Here is a 23966-nt window from a genome sequence, read left to right as displayed (position 1 = left end):
CGTACGGAAGGATTGATCAGCAGATGAACACTCGATCCGGCCGCACCGGACTGCGGCTCCTCCTCCTGCTCGCGGCCCTGTTCGGGCTCGCCGCGCCACCTGCCGCGCACGCAGATACCGCGGCGGCGCCCTTCAAGGTGCTCGGTCTCTACAGCGGCACCTGGGACGCGGCGCACATCGACTTCGAGAAGGAGGCGAACGACTGGCTGCCCAAGCAGGCCGCCGCGAACGGCTTCACCTACACCGCCAGCAACGACTGGAACCTGCTCGCCAACGGCGGCGTACGGGCGTATCAGGTCGTCCTCTTCCTCGACGACCTGCCGCAGACCGCCGCCCAGCGCACCGGGTTCGAGCAGTACATGCGCGGCGGCGGGGCCTGGATGGGCTTCCATGTCTCCGCCTTCACCACGGACGCGGCCGGCTGGTCCTGGTATTACAACACCTTCCTGGGCAGCGGCGACTTCAAGTCCAACACCTGGGGACCGACCTCCGCCGTCCTCAAGGTCGAGGACCGCACGCATCCCTCGACCGTGAACCTGCCCGCCACCTTCACCTCGTCGGTCAGCGAGTGGTACAGCTGGTCCAACGACCTGCGGCAGAACCCGGACATCAAGGTCCTCGCCTCGGTGAACCCCAGCAGTTTCCCCCTGGGCACCGACCCGAACCAGTCCTGGTACAGCGGGTATTACCCGATCCTGTGGACCAACACGAAGTACAAGATGCTCTACGCGAACTTCGGCCACAACGCGATGAACTACGACACGAACACCCGTCTGTCGTCGACGTTCGCCAGCGCCACGCAGAACCGGTTCCTGCTGGACGGGCTGAAGTGGCTCGGCGGCGCGGGCGTTACCACGCCGCCGGACGACACGCTCTCCGAGACGTCCTGGTACGCGCTGCGCAACATCGGCAACGGGACCTGCGTCGACGCGCGCGCGGCCGCCACGGCCAACGGGACCGCGATCCAGCAGTACGCCTGCAACGGCACCCAGGCCCAGCAGTTCCGGCTCGCCGGAACCGGCGGCGGATACCGGCGCATCGGGGTGCGCCCCGCGCCGGATCAGGTCATCGACGTGACCGGCGTCTCCACCGCCGACAACGCGCCGCTCCAGCTGTGGGCGTACACGGGCGGGCAGAACCAGCAGTGGCTCCCGGTGAAGGAGGCCGCCGGGAGATATCACTTCACCGCCCGGCACAGCGGCAAGTGCCTCACCGCCGCGGCCGCCGCCACCGACAGCGCGCAGCTCACCCAGCGCGCCTGCGACGGCTCACCGGCCCAGAGCTTCGTGGTGACCAGCGGGTGACCAGCGGGTGACCGTATCGCACAGGGGATGTCCCACACGGGGCATCCCCTGTGCGGCGCTCCGGGGCCGTCATCCCCGGCAAAGGCTGTCCGGTTCGGCGGTGGCGCCGCGGCGGAGGCGGCGCGCCGAGGCCGGCTCGGACGCGGTGCCCGGCACGGTCAGGTCACCCCAATGGCCGATGCGGACCTGCGGACCTCCCGCTCTCCACGTGACCTTGGGAGCCGCAAGGTCGATACTGCCGACAGTAGTACTGCGATTCCGGCATCACAGAGCGCTCATCGAGACCTGACAGCCCTATTACAGCGCAGACGCCGTCCGGAGGCCCGTCCGCGGCGTCGTGAGGAGACACCGATGAAGATGTTGATCAATGTTCCGGAGACCGTGGTGGCGGATGCTCTGCGGGGGATGGCGGCCGCGTACCCGGATCTGAACGTGGACGTGGAGAACCGGCTGATCGTCCGCCGGGACGCGCCCGTGGCCGGGCAGGTGGGACTGGTCTCCGGGGGCGGGTCCGGACACGAGCCGCTGCACGGCGGATTCGTCGGACCCGGGATGCTCGCGGCGGCCTGTCCCGGAGAGGTGTTCACCTCGCCGGTGCCCGACCAGATGGCGCGGGCCGCGGCCGCGGTCGACAGCGGCGCCGGGGTGCTGTTCATCGTGAAGAACTACACCGGCGACGTGCTCAACTTCGACATGGCCGCCGAACTCGCCGAGGACGAGGGCATCCAGATCGGCAAGGTTCTGGTCGACGACGACGTCGCGGTCACCGACAGCCTCTACACCGCCGGCCGGCGCGGCACCGGGGCGACCCTCTTCGTGGAGAAGATCGCGGGCGCCGCCGCGGCCGAGGGGCAGCCGCTGGAGCGGGTGGAGGCCATCGGCCGCCAGGTCAACGCCGCCTCGCGCAGCTTCGGCGTGGCCCTGAGCGCCGTGACCACCCCGGCCAAGGGCTCCCCCACCTTCGACCTCCCGCCCGGCGAGCTGGAGTTGGGCATCGGCATCCACGGCGAGCCGGGGCGGGAACGGCGCCCGATGATGACGTCGGGGGAGATCGCCGACTTCGCGGTGAACGCCATCCTGGACGACATGCCGCCGCGCGGACCGGTGCTGGTCCTGGTCAACGGCATGGGTGCCACCCCGCTGCTGGAACTGTTCGGCTTCAACGCCGAGGTGCAGCGGGTGCTGGCGGAGCGTGGCGTGGCGGTCGCCCGCACGCTCGTCGGCAACTACGTCACCTCCCTGGACATGGCGGGCGCGTCGGTCACCCTGTGCCAGGTGGACGAGGAACTGCTGCGGCTGTGGGACGCGCCGGTCCGCACCCCCGCACTGCGCTGGGGTATGTGATACGGCGGAGGCAGTGGTCAACATCCCTACCAGCCAAGGAGATCCAGTGCTCGACGCCGACTTCTTCCGCCGTTGGATCACGGCGACCGCCGCGTCCGTCGACCGGGAGGCACAGCGGCTCACCGCTCTCGACTCGGCCATCGGCGACGCCGACCACGGCAGCAATCTGCAGCGCGGTTTCACGGCCGTGCTGGCCACCCTGGACAAGGAGGCCCCCGGCACGCCGGGTGCCGTCCTGACGCTGGCCGGGCGCCAGCTCATCTCCACGGTCGGCGGCGCGTCCGGACCGCTGTACGGCACGCTGCTGCGCCGGGCCGGAAAGGTCCTCGGGGACGCCCCCGAGGTGAGCGAGGCGCAGCTGGCGGAGGCGTTGCGCGCCGGGGTCGACGGGGTGCGGGCGCTCGGCGGGGCTGCGCCCGGCGACAAGACGATGGTGGACGCGCTGATCCCGGCCGTGGACGCGCTCGGCGACGGTTTCGACGCCGCGCGCCGGGCCGCCGAGTCGGGCGCGGTGGAGACGACGCCGATGCAGGCCCGCAAGGGCCGGGCCAGCTATCTCGGAGAGCGCAGCATCGGCCATCAGGACCCCGGTGCCACCTCGTCCGCCCTGCTGATCGCGGCGCTCGCGACCGCCGCGGAGGGAGGCACCGATGAGTGACGAACAGCGGGTCGGGATCGTGCTGGTGTCGCACAGCGCGGAGGTCGCCGATTCGGTGGCCGGACTGGCGAAGGCGCTGGCGGGCGGTGCGGCGGACGTGCCGGTCGCGGCGGCGGGCGGCACGGAGGGCGGCGGCTTCGGCACCAGCGCGGAGCTGATCTCGGCGGCGGCGGCCGCCGTGGACCGGGGGGCCGGGGTCGCGGTCCTCACCGACCTGGGCAGCGCGGTGCTGACGGTCAAGGCGCTGCTCGCCGAGGGCGACGAACTGCCCGGGGCGACCCGCCTGGTGGACGCCCCGTTCGTCGAGGGCGCGGTGGCCGCCGTGGTGACGGCGGCGACGGGTGCCGATCTGGACGCGGTGGTGGCCGCCGCGTCCGAGGCGTACGCCTACCGCAAGGTGTGAGCGCCGGGCCGGTCCCGGTCACCGGGGCCGGCCCGCCCGCTCTCAGCCCGTGCGCCCGGCGAACTTCCGGGCGAGCCTCTCCCCCTTGGCCACCGCGTCGGCGTGGTTCTCGATGGGCTGCGCCCGCGCGTCGCGGAACACGATGTAGGTGACCCCGGACGGGGTTCCGCCACCGCGCGGGTCGGGGTCGATACCGAGGGCGCGGGCGGTGGCGTAGGAGGCCTCGCCGATGATGTCGCGCGGGCCGGTGTCGCCGACGACCGCGTACGCGATCCGGTCGCGGTAGAGCACGGCCGCCACGGAGCCGCCCCGGACGCCGTGGGCCCGGTGGTCCCAGATACCGCTGGCGGGCGGGATGACGATGTAGGGCAGGCGCTCGGCGTCGAGGGGACGGCCGTCGGACTGCGGGAAGGCGGTGGCCGGGGAGAAGTACGGGTCGGTGCGGCGGTTGCAGCGGGTGCCGGACCGGCCGTCGCAGTCGACGTCCAGGTCCGCCTTCCAGAACACGGCGTCACGGGTGCCGCAGACCGCGACCTTGGCGGGGCCCGCGGCGTCCTCGCGGTAGCGGCCGTGGGAGACCTGCGCGCAGTCGCGGGTCCGGGCGCGCAGTTCGGCCGCGGTCACCGCGGTTCCGTGGCGGGCGGCGGGCCGGTCGCCGAGGGGTGCGGCAGCGGCGGCGGGCGGCAGCGTCGGGGCGAGCAGGGCGGCACCGGCCAGGACCGGCGTCAGCGACGGAAATCGCACGCTGGAGAACCTCCCGTAGGGGATATTTCGAACACCATCACCCACGTGGGTGGCGAGAGGGGCGCACGGTTGCCGCCATGGGGCCGGACGGGGCATGTTCTGCGGCCGGATGGAGCAGCTCACGGGAGTCCGGGGACCCGGACCGGCGAAGGCCCGGGTCCCCGGCCGCCCGCGTCGGCGCGGGTCCTGCGACGACAGCGTTTCCGCGCCTCGGGCACGAACTCGACCTGTTTCTGGGCCAGTTCACGCCTCAGGGAGACCACAGCATACGTAACGTCCGGACGGCGTCACCACCGCGCCCCCCTTGCCAGGGATGTGTCACGACCGCCATATTGGTCCGGACCTTTGCCGCCGGGCGTCCGGGAGGCAGCACCGTGCGACGTGTTCCCCTCCGACCCGCCCGCCGGGTGCCGGTCTGCGCGGCCCTTCTGCTGGCGGTCTCCTGCGCCCCGGCCGAGGGCGGGTCCACGACGGGCCCGGCCCCCGGGGCGCCGACCGGGGTGACCGCCGACGCGGGGAGCGCCACCAGCGTCCATGTGATGTGGAACGCGGCCGGCACCGGTGTGGATGTCTACGAGGTGTATCGCGGCACCACGAAAGTCAGCGAAGTACCGGCCGCGCAGCACATGGTGGATGTCACCAGGCTCCAGCCGTCCACCCCGTACGTCTTCACCGTGCGGGCCCGGAACGCGGACGGGCGGATCGGGCCCCCTAGCCGTGAGGCGCGTGCCCGCACGCCCGCCTCGGTAGCCGCGGACCGCTCGGCGCCGAGCCGTCCCGAACGCGCGGCCGGGCGCGTGGTCGACGGCCGCGCGGTGCAGCTCTCCTGGGCGGCGGCGCGCGACGAGCGGGGCGTGCGGTCGTACGCCGTCGAGCAGGGCGGGGTGCGCATCCACACCGTCGGCGGCGGCCAGACGGCGACCGTGGTCACCGGGCTGCGTCCCGGCACCCGCTACACGTTCACCGTCCGGGCCCAGGACGCGGCGGGCAACCTCTCCCCCGCGAGCACGCCGGTCCGCCTCACCACACCCGGCGCCGGTGACCGCCGGGGCACCGCGCCGACCGGCTTCACTGCGGCCTCGCGCCACTCGGCCGGGTCCTACTACCTCGACCTCGCCTGGGACCCGCCGCACGTGGACGGGGTGATCACGGAGTACCAGATCCGGCTGGACGGGGGCACGGACAGTTCCCTGGTGTGGGGCGGCACGCCGCCGCCCGGCCGGGCGCACCACAGCCTGTACGCCGGGCGCGAGGCGGGCGAGGTCCACCGGGTGCGGCTGCGGGCCCGGCTGCCGGACGGCACGTGGGGCGGCTTCTCGGTGGAACGGACCGTCACGACCGGCCGCCGGCCCGGCTGAACGCCCGGACGGCGGAGCGCGTCACCTGTGCGGACGCCCTGCGCGTGCGGCGCGCTCGGGGGCCGCGTTGGCTGCGTCTGGGGCAGCACGGACGTTCCCGACCCCGGCGGCGCACGGGATGTACCGCCACCGTGCCGCCGGAGGCGAGCCCATGCGCTATTCCCGAGTCCTGTCCCGTTCCGCCGCGCCGCTGGCCGCCGCCGCGCTGCCGCTCGCGCTCGCCGGGCCGGCCGCCGCCGTGTCCGGGATCTCCGTCAGCACCACGGGCGCGAACGTGTCGGTGACGACCAGCGCCTGTGTCCAGAGCAACGGCAGTTGGGGGGTCGCCTCGCTGCTGAGCAGCGGGCAGACCAGCTTCGCCCAGGGGCGGCAGGTGGCCCTGTCGGGGACGGCGACCGGACAGTCGGCCGCCTGGTCCGGGGTGACTCCGGGGACGTACACGGTGACGGTGGTGTGCGCCAACGGGGTGACGGCGGGCAGTCAGGTCGTCATCGTGTCCGCGGCGTCTTCAACGGCGTCCGCTCCGAGCGTCGCGGGCACCTCGGCGGTCAGGGCGACTCCGTCCCGGGGCGTGGCGGGCGGCATCGGCGGCTCCGCGCGCGACTACGGCACGGTCACCCTCGGGGTGGGCGCGGCCCTGGTGGGGTCAGGGGTCATCGCGGGCGCCTGGTTCCTGCGCCGCCGGCCCCGGTCCCACCGGCGGCACTGAGCGCGGCCCCAGCACGGCACTCCGGTCAGCCCGGTCAGCGTCCCGGTTCGTCCGGGGAGGGCGGCAGATCCTCCAGCGCCTCGGTGAGCCACTGCGACCAGAAGGTCTCCAGGTCGATCCCGGCCCGCAGGACCAGGTGGCGCAGCCGGTCCTGCGGGGAGTCCCGGCCGGGCGGGAAGTCGCGCTGCTCGATCTCTCGGTACTCGGTCAACTGCCGCTGGTGCAAATCCAGATGACGGCGCATGTCGGCGGCCAGGCCCGCCGTGCCGACCACCGCCGCCGCGCGCAGCCTGAGCAGCATCGCGTCCCGCATCGGCTTGGGGTCCTGGGCCGCGGCGGTCCAGCGGGACAGCTCGCCGCGTCCCGCGGGCAGAACCTCGTAACTCTTCTTCTGCCCGCGGGCGGGCTGCGCGGACGGCAGGGCGCGGATGAACCCCTCGGCCTCCAGCCTCCCCAGCTCGCGATAGATCTGCTGGTGGGTCGCCGACCAGAAGTAGCCGATCGACTTGTCGAACCGCCGGGTCAGTTCCAGACCCGAGGACGGCTTCTCCAGCAGGGCGGTGAGGATGGCGTGCGGGAGTGACATGGGGTCATCCTAGGGACGCGCGGGTGCTACAGGGCCGCCGCCAGCTCGGTGCCCTGCTTGATGGCCCGCTTGGCGTCGAGTTCGGCCGCCACGTCGGCGCCCCCGATGAGGTGGGCGCTGTGTCCGGCCGCGATCAGCTCCTCGTACAGGTCGCGGCGCGGCTCCTGGCCGGTGCACAGCACGACCGTGTCGACGTCGAGCACGTGGCTCTCCTCGCCCACGGTGACGTGCAGGCCGGCGTCGTCGATGCGGTCGTAGCGGACGCCGGGGACCATGGTGACGCCCCGGTGCTTCAGCTCGGTGCGGTGGATCCAGCCAGTGGTCTTGCCGAGTCCGGCGCCGACCTTGGCGGCCTTGCGCTGCAGGAGGTGGACGGAGCGCGGGGGCGTGGGACGGCTCGGCGCGCCCAGGCCGCCGGGCGCGGTGTAGTCGGTGTCGACGCCCCAGGCGCGGAAGTAGGCCGCGGGGTCCTCGCTGGCCTTGTCGCCGGCGTCGGTGAGGAACTCCGCCACGTCGAAGCCGATGCCGCCCGCGCCGAGCACGGCGACCCGGTCGCCGACGGGGGCGCCGTCGCGCAGCACGTCGAGGTAGCCGACGACGCTCGGGTGGTCGATGCCGGGGATGTCGGGGGTGCGCGGGGTGACGCCGGTGGCGACGACGACCTCGTCGAAGCCGCCGAGGTCGCCGGAGGTGACCCAGGTGTCCAGGCGTACGTCGACGCCGTGGGCGTCGAGCTGGTGGCGGAAGTAGCGCAGGGTCTCGTCGAACTCCTGCTTGCCGGGGACCTTGCGGGCCACGTTGAGCTGGCCGCCGATCTCGCCCGCCCCGTCGAACAGGGTGACCTGGTGGCCGCGTTCGGCGGCGGAGACCGCGCAGGCCAGGCCCGCGGGTCCGGCGCCGACGACGGCGACGCGCTTCTTCAGCCGGGTCGGGGTGAGCACGAGCTCGGTCTCGTGGCAGGCGCGGGGGTTGACCAGGCAGGAGGTGATCTTGCCGCTGAACGTGTGGTCCAGGCACGCCTGGTTGCAGCCGATGCAGGTGTTGATGGCCTCGGAGCGGCCCTCGGCGGCCTTGATGACGAAGTCGGGGTCGGCGAGCATCGGGCGGGCCATCGACACCATGTCGGCGCGCCCGTCCGCCAGCAGTTCCTCGGCCAGCTCGGGGGTGTTGATGCGGTTGGTGGTCACCAGCGGCACGGACACCTCGCCCATGAGCCGCTTGGTGACCCAGGTGTAGGCGCCGCGGGGCACGGAGGTGGCGATGGTCGGGATGCGCGCCTCGTGCCAGCCGATGCCGGTGTTGATGATGGTCGCGCCCGCCGCCTCGACGGCCTTGGCGAGGGTGATGACCTCGGGCAGGGAGGAGCCGCCGGGCACGAGGTCCAGCATGGAGAGCCGGTAGACGAGGATGAAGTCCTCGCCGACGGCCTCGCGCACCCGGCGCACGATCTCGACGGGGAACCGCATCCGGTTCTCGTACGAGCCGCCCCAGCGGTCGGTGCGGTGGTTGGTGCCGGCGGCGATGAACTCGTTGATGAGGTAGCCCTCGGAGCCCATGATCTCCACGCCGTCGTACCCGGCCTGCCGGGCGAGGCGGGCGGTGCGGACGTAGTCCTCGATGGTCCGCTCGACGTCGGCGTCGGTCAGCTCGCGCGGGACGTGGGGGCTGATCGGCGCCTGGAGCGCGCTCGGGGCGACCAGGTCGCGGTGGTAGGCGTAGCGGCCGAAGTGCAGGATCTGCAGCGCGATGCGGCCGCCCTCGCGGTGCACGGCGTCGGTGACGACGCGGTGCTGCCCGGCCTCGGCGTCGGTGGTGAGCTTGGCGCCGCCCTCGTAGGGGCGGCCCTCGTCGTTGGGGGCGATGCCGCCGGTGACGATGAGCCCCACTCCGCCGCGCGCGCGGGCCGCGTAGAAGGCCGCCATCCGCTCGAAGCCGCGCTCGGCCTCCTCCAGGCCCACGTGCATGGAGCCCATCAGGACGCGGTTGGGCAGGGTGGTGAATCCCAGGTCGAGCGGGGACATCAGGTGCGGGTAACGGCTCATCGGGCCCTCCGTGGGGGTGCGGTCGCCTCTTGTTTGTAGAGCAACCGCTCACCCTTTTGCAACTAGTTGCATAAAGGTGGGACGGAGGGCACACGAAACGCCCCGGCCGACAGGACGTCGGCCGGGGCGCCGCTTCACGCGGGGACCGGTCAGCGGCTGTCCAGCAGCAGGTGGAGTTCCCGCTCCTGATCGCCGGAGGCCGCGACGGTCTCCCGGACGGTGAACATCTCGTCCAGCGCCTCCCGGAACCGGTTCACCGCCCAGTACCCGCCCTGCACGTCCGCCTGGACGGACGAGCTGAGCTTGACCGGCGGGCAGCTCCCGGAGCGGGAGTCCGCGATGTCGTACGTGCCGAGCCAGACCATCGGGCGTGTCTCGTCCTGCTGCCGCGGGGTCTCGCCCGCGTCGCGGTCCGACGCGAAGCAGGTGCTCAGCACATCGAAGACCATGCGCGCGTCGTCAGGGGAACACCCGCTGATCTCCACCGAGACGGTTTCCGGGTGCGATGCCTCCGTGTTCGTCATGTCCGCTCCTTTCCTGGCCGTGCCGCTGGTCGGGTACCCCGGCGCACCCGGGCCATCCCCAGGAATCGGGCGGACCGCGAGGTCAGCTCCGGGTGAACTTGTACGTCTTGCTGTCCGTGATCACGCAGAAGCCCGGCGAGACGACGATCACGCGCAGGACGCCGCTGCGCCGGTCGTAGTCGATGCCCTCGGTCTCGAAGCTCCCCGAACAGGAGCTGCGCAGCGGCAACTGGCGCAGGGCCGTGACATGGCCGGAGACGTTCGAGGTGCCGTTCGGCGCCGCCGACAGGTCGATCTGGAGCAGCGGCTTGGTCATGCCGAACAGCGTGCCCTCCGGGTCGTCGGAGGAGCAGAGCAGCGTGGTCGGGCCGGAGAAGTCGCAGCCCTGCACGTCGCGCACGGCGTGGTCCAGGGTGACGTTCGAGGCCAGCTTCAGGTCGGCCGAGGGCGAGGTGGCGGAGTTGACGCCGGGGGTGGGGAAGACCAGCAGGCGGTTCATCGTGCCCCACTCGCCGGACAGCATCCACTGCCCGTCGGGCGAGACGGCGGACCAGGAGTTGTTCATGGCCTCGCCGGGTGCGAGCTGGTGGACGTACTCCGACCAGGCACCGCCGGGCGCCTGCACCCGGTACATCTTGGAGCTGCCCGAGTCCCGCTGGTAGGGCTCGATGTAGTAGCCGTTGTACGAGGCGTCGGGGTCGCCGACGTGGTTCCAGCCCCGGCTGGAGACGCCGACCGGGATGGTGCCGATGCCGGTGTAGCGGTTGGGGCTGCCCGCAGGGACCTCCACGGAGGTCAGGCCCTGGCTCTCGGTCAGCGGGTCGGCACGGTCGGAACCGGTCTCGTTCCACACGTCCGCCGCCGAGGCGGGGGCCGCGGAGCCCAGCGACACGACGGCGGCGGTGGCGAGGGTGACGAGTCCGGCGAGTAACGCGCGGCGGCGTTCCCGGGCAGGGGAGGGCATGGGCCGACTCCTCGGTGAGGGGGGGTGGGGACACTCGGTCGGCGCACAGTCTGGCCCGCCCGCGTAGGCATGTACAGACCAAACAGGGAAGGTGAGGGTGAACTCTCCCGTCCCCGCGGACGACGGGCGCCCCGCGGGTGGCGCGGGCGAGCCGGCCCGGGGAGCACGTGAGTGGCGGGAGTGAGAGAAGGTGGAGCTGAGGCTCAGGAGGGCCTTGGTCTCGGCGAGGCGGGTGTGAGCGCGGTACAACAAGGGGAGTCGGCACGGGGGACGGCGTGCCGTGCGGACGGGCGAAGGCGGTGCGTGGCATGAGTGCAGCCGAGACTCAGGCGGCCGGGAACGGCGAGCCCGAGCGCGGCCCGGTGCGGCCCGGCGGGCTGCTCGACATGCTGGGCGTGGCCTCCGTGGTGCTGGACGCCCGGGGCCGCATCGTGCTGTGGAGCCCGCAGGCCGAGGAGTTGTTCGGCTACCCCGCCGACGAGGCGCTCGGCCGGTACGCGGCCCGCCTGATGGTGCACGAACGGCACATCGAACTGGTCGGCGAGCTGTTCGAGGACGTGATGCGCACCGGGCAGAGCTGGGCGGGCGGTTTCCCCATCCGCCGCAAGGACGGCACCACCCGACTGGTCGAATTCCGCAACATGCGCCTGCTGGACGACCGGGGCGATGTCTACGCGCTGGGCCTGGCGGCCGACCAGTCGACGGTACGGCGGCTGGAACACGACGTGGCGCTGTCCGAGCGGATGGTGCACCAGTCCCCCATCGGACTGGCCGTCCTGGACACCGGGCTGCGGTTCGTCTCGATCAATCCGGCCCTGGAGCGGCTCAGCGGAGTACCGGCCGAGCGGCACACGGGACGCCTGCCGCGCGAGGTGCTGCCGCGGCTGGACGCCGACGTGGTGGAGGAGGCGCTGCGGGACGTGCTGGCCACCGGGGACCCGGTGATCGACCGGACCGTGGTGGGGCGCACCCCGGCCGACCCGGAGAACCGGCACACCTGGTCGCTGTCCCTGTACCGCCTCGACGACACGCTGGGCAACGTACTCGGCGTCGCCCTGTCCCTGGTCGACATCACCGAGCAGCACCGGGCGGCGGTGGAAGCGGAGAACGCGCGGCGCAGGCTCGCCCTGATCGCGGACGCCTCGGCCCGTATCGGTACGACGCTGGAGCTGGAGCGGACCGCGTGCGAGCTGGCCGAGGTGGCCGTGCCCGCGCTCGCGGACGTGGCCGCCGTCGATCTGCTGGACGCGGTGGTGGAGGGCAGGCGCAGCACGCTGCGTCCGTCGGAGCCCGCCGTGATCCGGGCCCTGGCGGTGCGCCCGGACGACGGCGGCGACGCGGCGCGGGCCGCCGACCGGCCCGGCGGGATCGCCTGGTACGGCCCGGACCGCCTGGTCACGGAGTGCGTGCGGACGGCCGAGGCGGTGCACGTGCCGCGAGTGCGGGACGAGGATCTGACCCGTATCGCCCGCTCCCCCGAGGCCGCGGTCCTGCTGCACCGGGCGGGCCTGCACTCGTATCTCGCGGTGCCGTTGATCGCGCGCGGCGAGGTGCTGGGCGCGCTGGACCTGAAACGGACCCGCAATCCGGCGCCCTTCGACGAGGACGACGTGCTGCTGGCGCGGGAGCTGGCGGCGCGCGCGGCGGTGCAGATCGACAACGCGCGCTGGTACCAGAACGCCCGCAGCACCGCGCTGACCCTGCAGCGCAGCCTGCTGCCGAGCCATCCGCCGGTGACGGCGGGGCTGGAGGTCGCGTCCCGCTACCAGCCCGCGGGATCGACCAGCGAGGTCGGCGGTGACTGGTTCGACGTCATACCGCTGGACGGCGACAAGACGGCACTGGTCGTCGGCGACGTGATGGGCAGCGGCATCAGCGCCGCCGCCACGATGGGCCTGCTGCGCACCGCCACCACCACGCTGGCCTCGCTCGACCTCGACCCGTCCCTGCTGCTGGAGCAGCTGGACAAGGCCACCGCGGCGACGGAGCACTCCATCGCCACCTGTGTGTACGCCGTTCACGACCCCGAGCGACGCCGGTGCCTGATCGCGAACGCCGGGCACCTGCCGCCGGTGCGCATCCGTCCGGGCCGGGCTCCGGAGCTGCTGGACCTGCCCACGGGTGTGCCGCTGGGCGTGGGCGGGGTGCAGTTCTCCACCGTGACGGTCGACTTCGAGCCCGGTGACGAGCTGGTGCTGTACACCGACGGTCTGGTGGAGACCCGCAGCCACTCGCTGGACGAGCGCCTGGACCGGCTGCTGTCGCTGCTGGCCGACGCCCCGGACCGCCCGCTGGAGGAGGTCTGCGAGCACCTCCTGACGACGCTGTACGAGCCCGACAACCACGACGACGTGGCCGTGCTCATCGCACGGGCCCGCGAACGGTCGTAGGCCGGCGGACGGTCGTAGGCCGGCGGACGGTCACCGCACGCCGATCACGACGTGCGCGTCCCGGTCGTCGGAGACCGCCACGCGTGCGGTCAGTCCCGCGCGGGCGAAGACCTCCTTGGCTGCCGAGGCCTGACGGGCGCTGGTCTCGGAGAGCAGGCACCCGCCGGGAGCCAGCCATCCGGCCGCGCCGGCCGCCACCCGGCGCAGCACGTCCAGGCCGTCCGGGCCGCCGTCGAGCGCCGTTGCGGGCTCGTGGTCGCGGGCCTCGGAGGGGAGCAGGGCGACCTCCGCGGTGGGTACGTAGGGCACGTTGGCGGTGAGGATGTCCACGCGGCCGCGCAACCGGCCGGGGAGCGCCGCGTAGAGGTCGCCGGTGTGGGCGCGGCCCGCGTGCGGAGCGAGGTTGCGGCGGGCGCAGCGTACGGCGGCCGGGTCGATGTCGGCGGCGTGCACCTCGGCGCCGTCGAGGCCGACGGCCAGGGCCGCGCCGAGCGCGCCGGAGCCGCAGCACAGGTCCACGACGACGTGAGCGCGCGGCGCCTGTGCCAGGGCCTGGTCGACGAGGAACTCGGTGCGGCGGCGGGGTACGAACACGCCGGGCTCGACGGTGATGCGCAGGCCGTGGAACTCGGCCCAGCCGAGGACGTGTTCGAGCGGGAGTCCGCGGACGCGGCGGGCGGTCATCCCGGCGGCCTCGTCGGCGTTGCGGGCGGTGGCGAGGATGAGGCGGGCCTCGTCCTCGGCGAAGACACATCCCGCGGCGCGCAGGGCGGCGACGAGGGCGGGCGGGTCGGCGAGCGGGGAGGGTGATGCGGGCATGGTGGCCATAAGAGCCATGAGCCTTTCGGGACCTGGGGCCTCAGGGCGCTCCCGCGGTCACCGTCGCGTCGGTCCGTACCGTCACACGGCACGGGCGCGAGGAGAGAGCACCCTGGCTGACACAGCGTTGATGGGTCTCACCTCCTCTGTCGCGTCGGCCGCGCACCGTGTGCGACCGGACGGCCACCATACCGTGCCGGGTCCCCGGGCGGCACCGGGTTCCCGGCCCGGCCGGGGCCGTCCGCCGGCGGTGGCTCAGACGGCCACGGTCTCCTCGGTCTCTTCCTCGGCCTCCGCCTCCGCCGCCTGCGCGGCCTCGGTGGCCTCGGTGGCCCGAGCGCCGGGAGCGGCCGGTACGGCCTCCGGGTTCCGGCGGGCCGGGCGCTCGCGCAGGGCGGCGAGGCCGGTGACGGCGATGCCGACGGCCAGCCAGGCCACGAGCGTCCACACGTCGCGGGCGATGCCGTCGTCGCCGAAGTAGAGCAGCGAGCGGACGCCCTCCACGAATCCGGCGCCGTTCCAGAAGGCGTGCAGGGTGCCGAAGAAGCCGTTCTGCAGCTCGGGCCGGAACAAACCGCCGGAGCTGGTGAAGTTCAGCATCACGAACAGCACCATCATGGCCAGCGTGGTCCAGCGCTTGAGGAAGGTGTGCAGGCCGACGCCGATGAGGAGGATGCCCGCCGAATACAGCCACGCCATGGCCCACAGGGTGCCGAGGTCGTGGTGGGCGAGGTGGAAGACGGGCCCGGCGAGCAGCGCGCCGATGCCGCCGACCACCGCGGCCGTGCCCACGGCGAGCAGCGCCCGCACCCGCACCGCGAGCGCCGCGCCGGCCGCGCCGATGGCGGCGACGGAGGCGTAGGAGCCGATGCTGACGGCGATGAGCAGGAAGAACAGGCCCTGCCCGGTGGGGTCGTCCGGGACGGGCCGGGCGACGTCGGTGACCTTCAGGGGCTTGCCCTGGTGCGCGGCGACCGGGGTGAAGACCTTCTCCACGGCGGTGGCGCCCATGTCGGACGCGGCGCTCGCCACGATCAGCTCGGGCTGATGTGCGCTGGGCACATAGGCGCCGGTGACCTGCCGCTTCTCCAGCAGGTCGACGGCCGCGGCCCGGGTGGAGACGGTACGGACGTCGAGCTTGTCCCCCGCGCTGTCCTTGACCGTCTGCGCGAACACCTTCGCCTCGGGTCCGGCACCGACGACGGCCACGGGCATGTGGTGGGGCTCCGGGGTGACGAAGGCCCCCATATAGGCGAGCCCCATGCCTATGCACATCAGCAGCGGGGTGATCAGGTGCGCGAGCACATGACGCAGTGCCGGTGATTTCATCGGCCGGAACCTCCATTGGTTGTCTTATACAACTCACATTCAAGTTGTACTATACAACCAGAACGGCCCGGGCGGATCGTCGGGCGGATCGGAGGAGCTCCGCGTGGGGCTCTCAGGGCGCTCTCAGCGAAGGTGTACTCATGACCGGTGTACTCATGACGAAGGTGTCTCCGTGACGGCGGCGGAGTCGGCCGTCGAGACGATCCAGCGCGAGATGACGGCCTTCGCGCGCCGTGCCCGCGCCTCGGCGGGCCGCATGCACCCCGAGCTGTCGCTGGTGTCGTACACGCTGCTCGGGCACCTGGAGGAGCGCGGCGGCTGCCGGGCGACCGACCTGGCCTCGCACTACGCCCTCGACAAGTCGACGGTGAGCCGTCAGGTCGGCGCGCTGGAGCGGGCCGGGCTGATCGAACGGCGGCTCGCCCCGGACGACCACCGTGTGCAGGTGCTGCATCTGACCGACGCGGGCCAGGAGATCCTGGCCCAGGTCACCCGCAGCCGCCGGGCCGCCTTCCGGGAACGGCTCGCGGACTGGCCGGAGGACGACCTGATCCGCTTCGCGGCGTATCTGGAGCGGTACAACACGGGCGCCTCCGGCGGCACCGAGTAGGCGGCCGGGCCGTCACCCGAGGGGCACGCGCACGCCGAAGAACCTCGTGTCGATCCGGTGCCGGAAACCGAGGGCCTCGTACAGGCGGATGGCGCCGGTGTTGGCGGCGCCGGTGTGCAGGAAGGGGCGCTCGCCCCGCTCGCGGATGCCGTGCGCGACGGCGAGGATCAGCCGGGTGGCCAGGCCCTCGCCCCGGAAGGCGGGGTCGGTGCAGACCGCGCTGATCTCGGTCCAGCCCGGCGGGCGCAGCCGCTCCCCCGCCATGGCGATCAGCGCGCCGTCACGGCGGATGCCGAGGTAGGTGCCCATCTCGACGGTGCGCGGCGCGAAGGGGCCGGGCTGGGTGCGGGCGACGAGGTCCAGCATCTCGGGCACGTCGGCCGGGCCGAGCGGCACGGCCTCGGGCTCCGGGGCGCCGGCCACCCCGTCGTCGTCCATCTGCACGCCCGCCACGTCGAAGGTGATCTCCCAGCCCGGCGGCACCGGGCCGCGGTGGCCGAGCAGCGGGACCTCCGTGCCCGGTCCCGCCATCCGCGCGATGTCGTCCCAGTCGGCGGCGCCGACGTCGTCGGGCAGGGCCAGCCAGGGCGACACCTCGACCGGGTACCGGAGCACCCGGCCGTGGCGCTCGGCGAAGCGGGCGTGCGGGCCGGTGAGGGAGGCGCGCGCGGCGTTGTCGAGCGGGTGCGGGGCCGTCCGTCCGGCGGGGCCGGGAACGGCTCCGGCCGGGGCATCGGCCCCCGGGCTCTCGTACCGCGCGGAGACGTACGCCTCGGGCATCTGCAACTCCTCGTTCTCCCTCGTCGGGAACCGGCGCTCGGGCGTCGGCCCTCCACCCAAGTCCGGCGGCGGGGCGGCTATTCCCGGGGCGGTGCGGAGTGTGGGCGATCTCGCCCGCCGGGGGCCCTGGCCTGGGGCGGGACGGCTGTGACGAGAGCGTACGGTTGAGCCATGAACGTCACCCGAGGCTTCACGGGCCGTCGGCGCGTCTCCCGTCCGGGGCTGCCTCCGGGGCAGTACGACGCGCGCGACGACTGGCCCGTCCTGTCCGCCGAGGTCACTCCCGCCCTCGCGCCCGCCGACTGGTCCTTCCGCGTCGACGGACTGGTGGAGCGGCCGCACACGTGGGGCTGGGACGAGGCGCACGCGCTGCCCGGATCGGTGTACGAGGGTGACATCCACTGTGTGACCGGCTGGTCGAAGTTCGGGATGCGCTTCGGCGGGGTCTCGCTGGACGCGTTCCTGGATATGGCGCGGCCACATGTGTCCGCCACCCATGTGCTGGCCCGCTCCCACACCGGGTACACCGCGAACCTGCCGCTCGCCGACCTCACCGGCGGCCGCGCCTGGCTCGCCTGGGACCAGGGCGGTGTGCCGCTGGCCCCGGAACACGGCGGGCCGGCCCGGCTGATCGTGCCGCACCTGTACTTCTGGAAGAGCGTGAAGTGGATCGCGGGCCTCACCCTGCTCGACCACGACGAGCCGGGCTTCTGGGAGGGCAACGGCTACCACGAGCGGGGCAACCCGTGGGAGGAACAGCGGTACCGAGGTGACTGAGCAGACCTACCAGGCCCCCGCCGCTCCCGGCGCCGCCTCCCCCGCTCCCCCGGCGCGCTTCGCGGTGCCGGGCCGGATCGCGGTGAGCGAGCAGGTCGCGGCCGCGTGGCAGACGGCCACACTGACCGAGGTGCGGCACGAGACCCCACAGGCGTCGACGTTCCGGCTCGCGGTGCCCGCGTGGGCGGGCCACCTCCCCGGCCAGCACCTGATGCTGCGGCTGACCGCCGAGGACGGGTACGTGGCCCAGCGCCACTACTCCATCGCCTCCGCGCCGGACGACTCCGGGCACATCGAGCTGACCCTGGACCGGGTCCCGGACGGCGAGGTCTCGGGCTGGTTCCACACGGTGGCCAGGCCCGGCGACCGTATCGAGGTGCGCGGCCCGCTGAGCGGCTTCTTCGCCTGGCCGGGCGACCGTCCGGCACTGCTGCTGGGCGCCGGCTCGGGCGTCGTCCCGCTGATGTCGATGGTCCGGCACCACCGCGCCCGGGGCCTGTCGGTGCCGCTGCGGATGCTGGTGTCGGCGCGCGGACCCGAGGAGCTGATCTACGCCGGGGAGCTGGGCGCCGAGACGACGGCCGTGTTCACCCGCAGCGCCCCCGAGGGGCAGCCGGTGGGCCGTATGTCGGCCGCACATGTGGCCCCGCTCCTGGCGGAGCAGCCTCCTGGTGGGTGGGAAGCCTATGTGTGCGGCTCCAACGGCTTCGCCGAACACGCCTCCCGGCTTCTCGTCGCCGCCGGTCAGCCGGTGGACCGCATCCGCATCGAGCGCTTCGGCTGAGTCCTCGGCGGCTCGTGGCGGGCCGCGTGCACGAGACCGGACCGGTGGGGTACCCGACCCGGGTGGACATGCGCATCCGGTCGCGCCGCCGCCGTCGGCACAATCCGCTGCGGCGGCGGTCGGACGTGATGGAGGCGTGGGTGGTGACGGTCGTCGCCGTCCTGCTGTGCGTCCTCGCGCCGCTGGCGGGGATCTCGGCCGGGCTGTACACCTACGACCGCGCGCGGGCGCACGCCACGGAGCAACGGGCGGAACGGCACGCCGTGCGGGCCGTGGTGCGGGGCCGTCCCGACGCCCGGCCGACGGTCCGGGGCGACCGCGGACAGGGCTACCGTGCCGAGGTCCGCTGGACGGAGGCGGGCCGGGGTCCGCGTACCGCCGTCGCCCCCGTGCCGGTGGGGACGCGGGCCGGTGACACGGTCACCGTGTGGTTCGACGGCCGTGGGCGCGCGGTGCCCGCGCCCGCGGACGACGTGGCGGTCTGGCAGCACACGGTCGCGGTCGGCCTGGCCACGGTGGGCGGCACCGCCGCGATCGTGCTCCTGGCCCGCGCCGTGGAACGCCGGGTGGCGCTGCGGCGCCGGCTGGACGAGTGGGAGCGGGCCTGGGCACGCACCGGTCCGCGATGGACCCGGCGACGCGCGTAGGAGCCGCGTGACATCACCACACCCCGCGTGCGCCTACGGGTTCGCCTTCCGTGCCGTCACCAGCCGGGCGCGGGGGCTGCCGTCGGAGCGGCGGCCGAACTCAGGCAGGGGCCACAGCTCCACGGTGAGGCCGGCCCGTTCCAGTTCCCTGCGGACGTCGCCGAGGCGGAAGGCCCGGTAGTACATGACGAACGGCGGCCGCCACACGGCGTTGCGCACCCGCATCACCGCGTCGAAGCCGAGCAGCGCCCAGTACGCGGCGTCGGTGGGCCGGGGCGGTGCGAGCACCGGGAAGGCGAACCGGCCGCCCGGCCGGAGCGCCGAGTGGACCTGGGCGAACAGGCCGGGCAGCTCGCGCGGCAGGAAGTGCCCGAGGGCGCCGAAGCTGACGACGAGGTCGAAGGCGGCCGTGAACGGCAGCGCGCGGGCGTCCGCCCGCACCAGCGCGGCCTTGGCACCCTGCCCGCGCCGGGCCACGTCGAGCATGCCCGCGCTGAAGTCGACCCCGGTGACACCCCGGCGGCACAGCCCGCCCAGCACGGACAGTCCCGCGCCGGTGCCGCAGCACAGGTCGAGCCCGTCCTCGAAGGGACCCAGCGGACCGAGCGCCTTCGCCGCGGCGTCCAGCACCGCTCCGGGTGTCCGGAACGGCGTGTGGTCGAACTTGGGCGCGAGCAGGTCGTAGCCCCGCTCGACGGACGACAACGCCTGCACGGCCAGTTCGCGCGTGGTGGGACCCTCGGGGCTGAACATGGGTCCAGGGTAGGGCGTGCGGGGTGTCGGGAGCGGGGCCGACCGGGCAGCGCGTCAGTCCTTGAGCCGGTCCAGGGTGTTGCGGGTGTCCGTCTTCAGCCAGTCCGAGACCTCGTCGATCCGGGGCGGGTCCTTGTCGGGGTCGTAGGAGCTGAGGTAGGCGCTGTAGCTCATGGTGTAGGTGACCCAGCCGTCGCGGACCGCCAGGGTGGCGTAGCGGGAGCCGCTGGACGTGCCGCTGGTGGTGTCGCGGGTGACGAGGTACGCCTCGTCACCGATGCCCTCGACCCGGCCGACGTCGTAACCGGTGTGGCTCTCCTCGTAGTTCTTCCAGGAGGCCGTGAACTCGGGTCCCGGGTCGGTCTTCTTGTGCAGGTCGACCTGGAGGGTGAGGTAGGCGTCCGCGTAGGAGGAGCCGGGCTTCTTCAGGCTGGCGCTGCAGTAACTCTCGTCCAGCGCACCGTCCTTGAGGGAGTTGTGGGTCGGGGAGGAGTCGGTCGCGGAGTATTCGTCCTTGAACGAGGAGTAGTCCGCGCGCGAGCAGAGATCGGAGGGGGCGGCGTAGCCGCGCAGGTCGGCCGCGCCCGCCGTGGCGCCGATCAGGAGGACGCCGGCCGCCCAGACCGCCGAGGCGGCGACGGCTCCGACGACCGCCCACAGCACGGCCCGTCCGGCGGCACCGCTCCCGCCTGCCATCGGTGGACCCACCGGGGGGCCGTACTGCGGGGGCTGGGCGTAGGGGTTGCCCGGCTGGGGGCCGCCCGGAACGCTGGGCGGCGGGAAGGGGCCCGGCGGCGGGGACTGCGGAACCGGCGGCGGGGACTGGGGGCCCGGGTAGGGGTAGGCGGTCGGCTGGGGCGGGACCGAGGGCGGCTGCGCGGGCGGCCCGGGCTGCGGCGGCCGGTCGGACGGCTGCGCGGGCTGCTGCGGTGGCGTGGACATGTCGTGACGATAGGGCACAGGTGACGCCCAAGTACCCCGCCCGGACGGGATCGTTACGGCATCAGGACATGGCCCCTGGAGCACTCGCACACAGGGCGCCACACCATGTCGCCCCGTCATACACAGGAGCGCACAGGGGTGTACTCCAGGCCCACCCGTCACCCCTCCGGAGAGCCCTTCTGCTCGCTTCGGGCGCGTTCCGCCGAAGTGCCCCCAGTGCGGCATCCGGGTTGCTCGGGTCAGCCGTCCGGCGCGGGCAGCTCGCCGCATTCCGCCGATCTTCCTACGTTGATCATATGAGCACCGGATTCTCACGTCGGGCGACCGTTTCCGTCTGTTCCCTGTGTGTGGCGGGAGCGCTGGCCCTCGCGCCCGCGGCCGCCGCCACCGGAAGCGGCGGGGAACCCGCACCGCCCGCGCCCCGGGCGGCCGTCCCGCAGCCGTCGCTGCTCTACGGCTCCGGCATCCAGGTGCGCCCGCGCGCCGGTGCCCCGGAGACGCCTCAGCTCTCCGCACTGTCCTGGCTGGTGGCCGACGCCGACAGCGGCGACGTGCTCGCCGCCGACGGGGCGCACCGCAAACTGCCGCCCGCGAGCACCCTGAAAACCCTGTTCGCCCTGACCGTCCTGCCGACGCTGCCCGCGACACAGCAGCACCGGGTGAGTTACCAGGAGCTGGCGGACGTCGGCGAGGGCAGCAGCCTGGTCGGGGTGGAGGAGGGCCACACTTATCAGGTGGCGGACCTGTGGCGAGGGGTGTTCCTCAGCTCCGGCAACGACGCCGTGCACGTCCTGGCGGCGCTGGACGGCGGCGTGCCGAGGACGGTGACCCGGATGCAGTCCACCGCCCGCTCGCTCGGCGCGATGGACACCCACGTCATCTCGCCGGACGGCTACGATGCCCCCGGCCAGGTGTCCTCGGCGTTCGACCTGGCGGTGTTCGGGCGGGCCGGGCTACGCAACCCCGACTTCGCCCGGTACTGCTCCACCGTGCAGGCCCAGTTCCCGGGCGACGGCTGGCCGTTCGCCATCGAGAACACCAACCGGCTGCTGAGCGGCGAGGACGGCGTCGCCCTCTATCCGGGGCTGGTCGGGATCAAGAACGGCTACACCAGCAACGCGGGCAACACCCTCGTCGCCGCCGCCCGCAGGGGCGGCCGCACCCTCGTGGTCACGGTGATGAACCCTCAGGAGGGCGGCGGCCTCGCCGTGTACGAGGAGGCCCGTCATCTGCTGGACTGGGGGTTCGCCGCCGCGGGCCGGGTGGACCCGGTCGGCTCGCTGGACGCGCTGCGCACCACGCCGCAGCCCAAGCACTCCGCCGTCCCCGTGGCCGCCGCCACCTCACCGGCGCCGGACGACGACACCGACTGGACGCGGACCGCGACCGTCGCCGGGATCGTGGTCCTCGGCGCGGCGGGCGTGACCCTGGCGCTGCGGAGCAAGGGCGGAAAGGCCGGCCGGGGCGGCACCGGAGCCTGACCGGGCGCCGCGCCCGGCCCGCCCCGTCAGGCGGAGGGCACCAGCGGGGCCGCCTCCAGCGCCCGTACCGTACGGATGGCTCCCACCGGCCTGCCGCCGCCCAGCAGGGGCGCGCCCGCGAAGGCGTCGAGGAGGGCGGCGTCGACGCCCGCGTGGGCGAGCGCGGCCGCGGCGACGGGGACTCGGGCCCGGTCGGCGCCGTCCGCGATCTTCACGGCGACGGCGCGGCCGTCGGGCAGCGCGGCCACCTGGACGCCCTCGAAGCCGTCCTTGGCCAGCAGTCCGGGCACCGCGCGCATCAGCGCGGCCACGTCCCGGCGGACTCCGGAGGCCATCTCGGCGTGGTCGCGCATCGCGTCCGCCACGCGCGCCTCGGGGGTGCCGGCGGGGGCGCTGGTGATGCGGGCGAGGGCGCGGGCGAGTCCGTGCAGGGAGACGGCGAAGAGGGGTGCGCCGCAGCCGTCCACGGTGACGTGGGCGACCCGCTGGCCGGTGAGGTCCTCGACGGTCTCGGCGACGGTCTGCTGGAGGGGGTGGGCCGGGTCGAGGTAGTCGTCCAGGGTCCAGCCGTTCAGGGACGCCGTCCAGAGCATGGCGGCGTGCTTGCCCGAGCAGTTCTGGGCGAGCCGCGAGGGCTCCCGGCCGTCCCGGACCCAGGCGTCGCGGACGACCGGGTCGTAGGGCATGTCGGGGGTGTTGCGCAGGTCGGCCTCGGTGAGTCCGGCGCGCGCGAGGATGCGCCGGGTCCCCTCCAGGTGGCGTTCCTCGCCGGAGTGGCTGGCGGCGGCCAGCGAGAGCAGGTCGCCGTCGAGGGGCAGTCCGGCGCGCAGCATGGCGACGGCCTGCACGGGCTTGAGGGCCGAGCGAGGGTAGAAGGCGGCCTCGGTGTCGCCGAGCCGGAACCGCACACCGCCGTCGGCGTCGAGGACGACGACCGAGCCGTGGTGGACGCCTTCGACGACTCCCCCGCGCACCAGGTGGGCGACGGGGGTGTGGCGGGGTTCGCGGACGACGGGGGCGTCGAGGGGGGAGGTCTGGTGCATCACTGCCTGCGTCACGGGGTCGGGGGTGGCCTGGGCGCGGGTCACGCGTCGGCTCCGGTGGTCTTCGGTCCGCCCTGTCCGGGCAGCGCCGGGGGTGTGGCGGTGCCCGCGGTGCGGACCACGCGGGAGAGGGTCGTGGCGACCCGGTCGAGGTGGTGGGTCATGGCCGCGACGGCGTCGTGTTCGGAGCCGGCGGCGAGCGCGTCGAGGATGGCGCGGTGCTCGCGGTCGGACTGCTCGCGGCGGCCGCCGAGTTCGGTGAGGAACGCCGACTGGCGGGCGAGGGCGTCGCGGATCTCCTCGATCACCTTGCGGAAGACCGGGTTCCGGGCGGCCTCGGCGACGGCGAGGTGGAAGAGGGTGTCCATGGCCACCCACGCGGTGGTGTCCGTCTCGCGTTCCATGCGGTCCAGCAGGAGGGACAGCCGGTCGAGGTCCTCGGGGGTGTGGCGCCGGGCGGCGTACCCGGCGACCGGGACCTCGATGTGCCGGCGGACCTCCAGCAGGTCGCTGGCGGCGTAGTCGCCGAAGGTGGGGTCCTCCACCGCGTCGGCGACGACGAAGGTGCCCTTGCCGGTGCGGGAGACCGTGAGCCCCATGGTGTGCAGGGCGCGCAGGGCCTCGCGCACGACGGGCCGGGAGACCTCCAGGGTGCGGCACAGCTCGGCCTCGGAGGGCAGTTTCGCGCCGATCGCGTACTCGCCGCGCTCGATGGCGCCGCGGAGGTGGCCGAGGACCGCTTCCATGGCGCTGACGCGTCGCGGGGCCGGGCCACCTGTCTGGCTGTCTGACAGGTTCACGGAGCGATCGTGCGGGCTGAGGGCAGAACCTGTCAAGGCGTGACGATCCGGAACGCCGACGGGGTGCGGACGCCCTAGGGCGTGTCCGCAAAGTGGCGTCGTCTGCCCGGAGGGCAGGGCTCGCGGCGTCTGGTGCGTGCGATCGCAAGGCGGAGGGTCGCCCTCGTACTGGATG

Annotated in this window: 24 protein-coding genes; 12 read left to right on the top strand and 12 right to left on the bottom strand. The window is 73.6% G+C overall.

What is annotated here, in order from left to right:
• Positions 1-23: 23 nt before the first annotated feature.
• From ABZ898_RS17745 to ABZ898_RS17730, 4 genes are all read left to right on the top strand, one after another.
• Entirely contained in the window at positions 24-1304 is a 1281-nt protein-coding gene (locus tag ABZ898_RS17745; RefSeq protein WP_361659066.1) for a ThuA domain-containing protein, read from the top strand.
• Positions 1305-1655: 351 nt separating this feature from the next.
• The gene (dhaK, locus tag ABZ898_RS17740) at positions 1656-2648 is read left to right on the top strand and encodes a dihydroxyacetone kinase subunit DhaK (protein WP_361659063.1); all 993 of its coding nucleotides are present in this window, start codon (positions 1656-1658) and stop codon (positions 2646-2648) included.
• Positions 2649-2694: 46 nt separating this feature from the next.
• Complete coding sequence (gene dhaL, locus ABZ898_RS17735) at positions 2695-3306, top strand: dihydroxyacetone kinase subunit DhaL (protein ID WP_361659061.1); 612 nt, start codon at positions 2695-2697, stop codon at positions 3304-3306.
• Positions 3299-3709 carry a PTS fructose transporter subunit IIA gene (locus ABZ898_RS17730; protein WP_361659058.1) on the top strand — a complete coding sequence of 137 codons (411 nt, stop codon included), beginning with the start codon at positions 3299-3301 and terminating at the stop codon, positions 3707-3709. Before dhaL ends, ABZ898_RS17730 begins: the two co-directional genes overlap by 8 nt.
• A 42-nt stretch (positions 3710-3751) precedes the next feature.
• On the opposite strand, the gene ABZ898_RS17725 is transcribed toward ABZ898_RS17730, so the two are convergent.
• Positions 3752-4453: a glycoside hydrolase family 75 protein gene (locus ABZ898_RS17725; protein WP_361659055.1), complete on the bottom strand. Its 702-nt coding sequence runs from the start codon at positions 4451-4453 to the stop codon at positions 3752-3754.
• Positions 4454-4827: 374 nt separating this feature from the next.
• Here ABZ898_RS17725 and ABZ898_RS17720 point away from each other — a divergent pair, with 374 nt between their 5' ends.
• A complete protein-coding gene (locus ABZ898_RS17720) occupies positions 4828-5811 on the top strand; it encodes a fibronectin type III domain-containing protein (protein ID WP_361659053.1) in 984 nt (327 codons plus the stop codon).
• A 151-nt stretch (positions 5812-5962) separates the two neighbouring features.
• Positions 5963-6520 (top strand): hypothetical protein, encoded by a 558-nt coding sequence (locus ABZ898_RS17715; protein WP_361659050.1) that lies wholly within the window; start codon positions 5963-5965, stop codon positions 6518-6520.
• A 34-nt stretch (positions 6521-6554) separates the two neighbouring features.
• On the opposite strand, the gene ABZ898_RS17710 is transcribed toward ABZ898_RS17715, so the two are convergent.
• The 4 genes from ABZ898_RS17710 to ABZ898_RS17695 all read right to left on the bottom strand — a co-directional run bounded on the left by ABZ898_RS17710 (position 6555) and on the right by ABZ898_RS17695 (position 10636).
• On the bottom strand, positions 6555-7106 hold the full coding sequence (locus tag ABZ898_RS17710) for a PadR family transcriptional regulator (protein ID WP_361659047.1): 552 nt from the start codon (positions 7104-7106) through the stop codon (positions 6555-6557).
• A gap of 26 nt (positions 7107-7132) precedes the next feature.
• Positions 7133-9148 carry an NADPH-dependent 2,4-dienoyl-CoA reductase gene (locus tag ABZ898_RS17705; RefSeq protein WP_361659044.1) on the bottom strand — a complete coding sequence of 672 codons (2016 nt, stop codon included), beginning with the start codon at positions 9146-9148 and terminating at the stop codon, positions 7133-7135.
• 149 nt (positions 9149-9297) lie between these two features.
• Entirely contained in the window at positions 9298-9672 is a 375-nt protein-coding gene (locus ABZ898_RS17700) for a hypothetical protein (RefSeq protein ID WP_361659041.1), read from the bottom strand.
• 82 nt (positions 9673-9754) lie between these two features.
• A complete protein-coding gene (locus tag ABZ898_RS17695; protein WP_361659038.1) occupies positions 9755-10636 on the bottom strand; it encodes a hypothetical protein in 882 nt (293 codons plus the stop codon).
• A gap of 308 nt (positions 10637-10944) precedes the next feature.
• Between ABZ898_RS17695 and ABZ898_RS17690 the strand changes: the two genes are divergently transcribed.
• Positions 10945-13026, top strand: a complete 2082-nt coding sequence (locus tag ABZ898_RS17690; protein WP_361659036.1) for a SpoIIE family protein phosphatase — start codon at positions 10945-10947, stop codon at positions 13024-13026.
• 30 nt (positions 13027-13056) lie between these two features.
• On the opposite strand, the gene ABZ898_RS17685 is transcribed toward ABZ898_RS17690, so the two are convergent.
• Positions 13057-13845, bottom strand: a complete 789-nt coding sequence (locus ABZ898_RS17685) for a putative protein N(5)-glutamine methyltransferase (protein ID WP_361659033.1) — start codon at positions 13843-13845, stop codon at positions 13057-13059.
• Between the two features lie 255 nt (positions 13846-14100).
• The gene (locus tag ABZ898_RS17680) at positions 14101-15174 is read right to left on the bottom strand and encodes a hypothetical protein (RefSeq protein WP_361659030.1); all 1074 of its coding nucleotides are present in this window, start codon (positions 15172-15174) and stop codon (positions 14101-14103) included.
• Positions 15175-15388: 214 nt separating this feature from the next.
• On the opposite strand from ABZ898_RS17680, the gene ABZ898_RS17675 reads away from it, so the two are divergent.
• Positions 15389-15784, top strand: coding sequence for a MarR family winged helix-turn-helix transcriptional regulator (locus ABZ898_RS17675; RefSeq protein ID WP_361659533.1), 396 nt, complete (start codon positions 15389-15391; stop codon positions 15782-15784).
• Positions 15785-15796: 12 nt separating this feature from the next.
• Here the strand turns inward: ABZ898_RS17675 and ABZ898_RS17670 are convergent, their stop codons facing one another.
• On the bottom strand, positions 15797-16564 hold the full coding sequence (locus ABZ898_RS17670; protein ID WP_361659027.1) for a GNAT family N-acetyltransferase: 768 nt from the start codon (positions 16562-16564) through the stop codon (positions 15797-15799).
• 171 nt (positions 16565-16735) lie between these two features.
• On the opposite strand from ABZ898_RS17670, the gene ABZ898_RS17665 reads away from it, so the two are divergent.
• The 3 genes from ABZ898_RS17665 (at position 16736) to ABZ898_RS17655 (ending at position 18772) form a co-directional block, all read left to right on the top strand.
• On the top strand, positions 16736-17341 hold the full coding sequence (locus ABZ898_RS17665; RefSeq protein WP_361659024.1) for a sulfite oxidase-like oxidoreductase: 606 nt from the start codon (positions 16736-16738) through the stop codon (positions 17339-17341).
• 64 nt (positions 17342-17405) lie between these two features.
• A complete protein-coding gene (locus tag ABZ898_RS17660; protein ID WP_361659530.1) occupies positions 17406-18125 on the top strand; it encodes a ferredoxin reductase in 720 nt (239 codons plus the stop codon).
• A gap of 68 nt (positions 18126-18193) precedes the next feature.
• Positions 18194-18772 carry a hypothetical protein gene (locus tag ABZ898_RS17655; protein ID WP_361659527.1) on the top strand — a complete coding sequence of 193 codons (579 nt, stop codon included), beginning with the start codon at positions 18194-18196 and terminating at the stop codon, positions 18770-18772.
• Between the two features lie 33 nt (positions 18773-18805).
• Here ABZ898_RS17655 and ABZ898_RS17650 read toward each other — a convergent pair whose 3' ends face one another.
• Both ABZ898_RS17650 and ABZ898_RS17645 read right to left on the bottom strand, forming a co-directional pair.
• Positions 18806-19525: a class I SAM-dependent methyltransferase gene (locus ABZ898_RS17650; RefSeq protein WP_361659021.1), complete on the bottom strand. Its 720-nt coding sequence runs from the start codon at positions 19523-19525 to the stop codon at positions 18806-18808.
• 54 nt (positions 19526-19579) lie between these two features.
• On the bottom strand, positions 19580-20467 hold the full coding sequence (locus tag ABZ898_RS17645) for a hypothetical protein (protein ID WP_361659019.1): 888 nt from the start codon (positions 20465-20467) through the stop codon (positions 19580-19582).
• A 296-nt stretch (positions 20468-20763) separates the two neighbouring features.
• On the opposite strand from ABZ898_RS17645, the gene ABZ898_RS17640 reads away from it, so the two are divergent.
• Positions 20764-21948 carry a serine hydrolase gene (locus ABZ898_RS17640; protein WP_361659016.1) on the top strand — a complete coding sequence of 395 codons (1185 nt, stop codon included), beginning with the start codon at positions 20764-20766 and terminating at the stop codon, positions 21946-21948.
• 26 nt (positions 21949-21974) lie between these two features.
• On the opposite strand, the gene ABZ898_RS17635 is transcribed toward ABZ898_RS17640, so the two are convergent.
• Entirely contained in the window at positions 21975-22991 is a 1017-nt protein-coding gene (locus ABZ898_RS17635) for an asparaginase (protein ID WP_361659524.1), read from the bottom strand.
• A gap of 41 nt (positions 22992-23032) precedes the next feature.
• Positions 23033-23791 (bottom strand): FadR/GntR family transcriptional regulator, encoded by a 759-nt coding sequence (locus ABZ898_RS17630; RefSeq protein ID WP_361659013.1) that lies wholly within the window; start codon positions 23789-23791, stop codon positions 23033-23035.
• Positions 23792-23966: the final 175 nt, after the last annotated feature.

The organism is Streptomyces sp. NPDC046860 (assembly GCF_040645115.1).
In the GTDB taxonomy this organism is placed as follows: domain Bacteria; phylum Actinomycetota; class Actinomycetes; order Streptomycetales; family Streptomycetaceae; genus Streptomyces.
The sequence above is the reverse complement of the archived record's forward strand: the minus strand, read 5'-3'. Positions and strand labels throughout refer to the sequence as shown.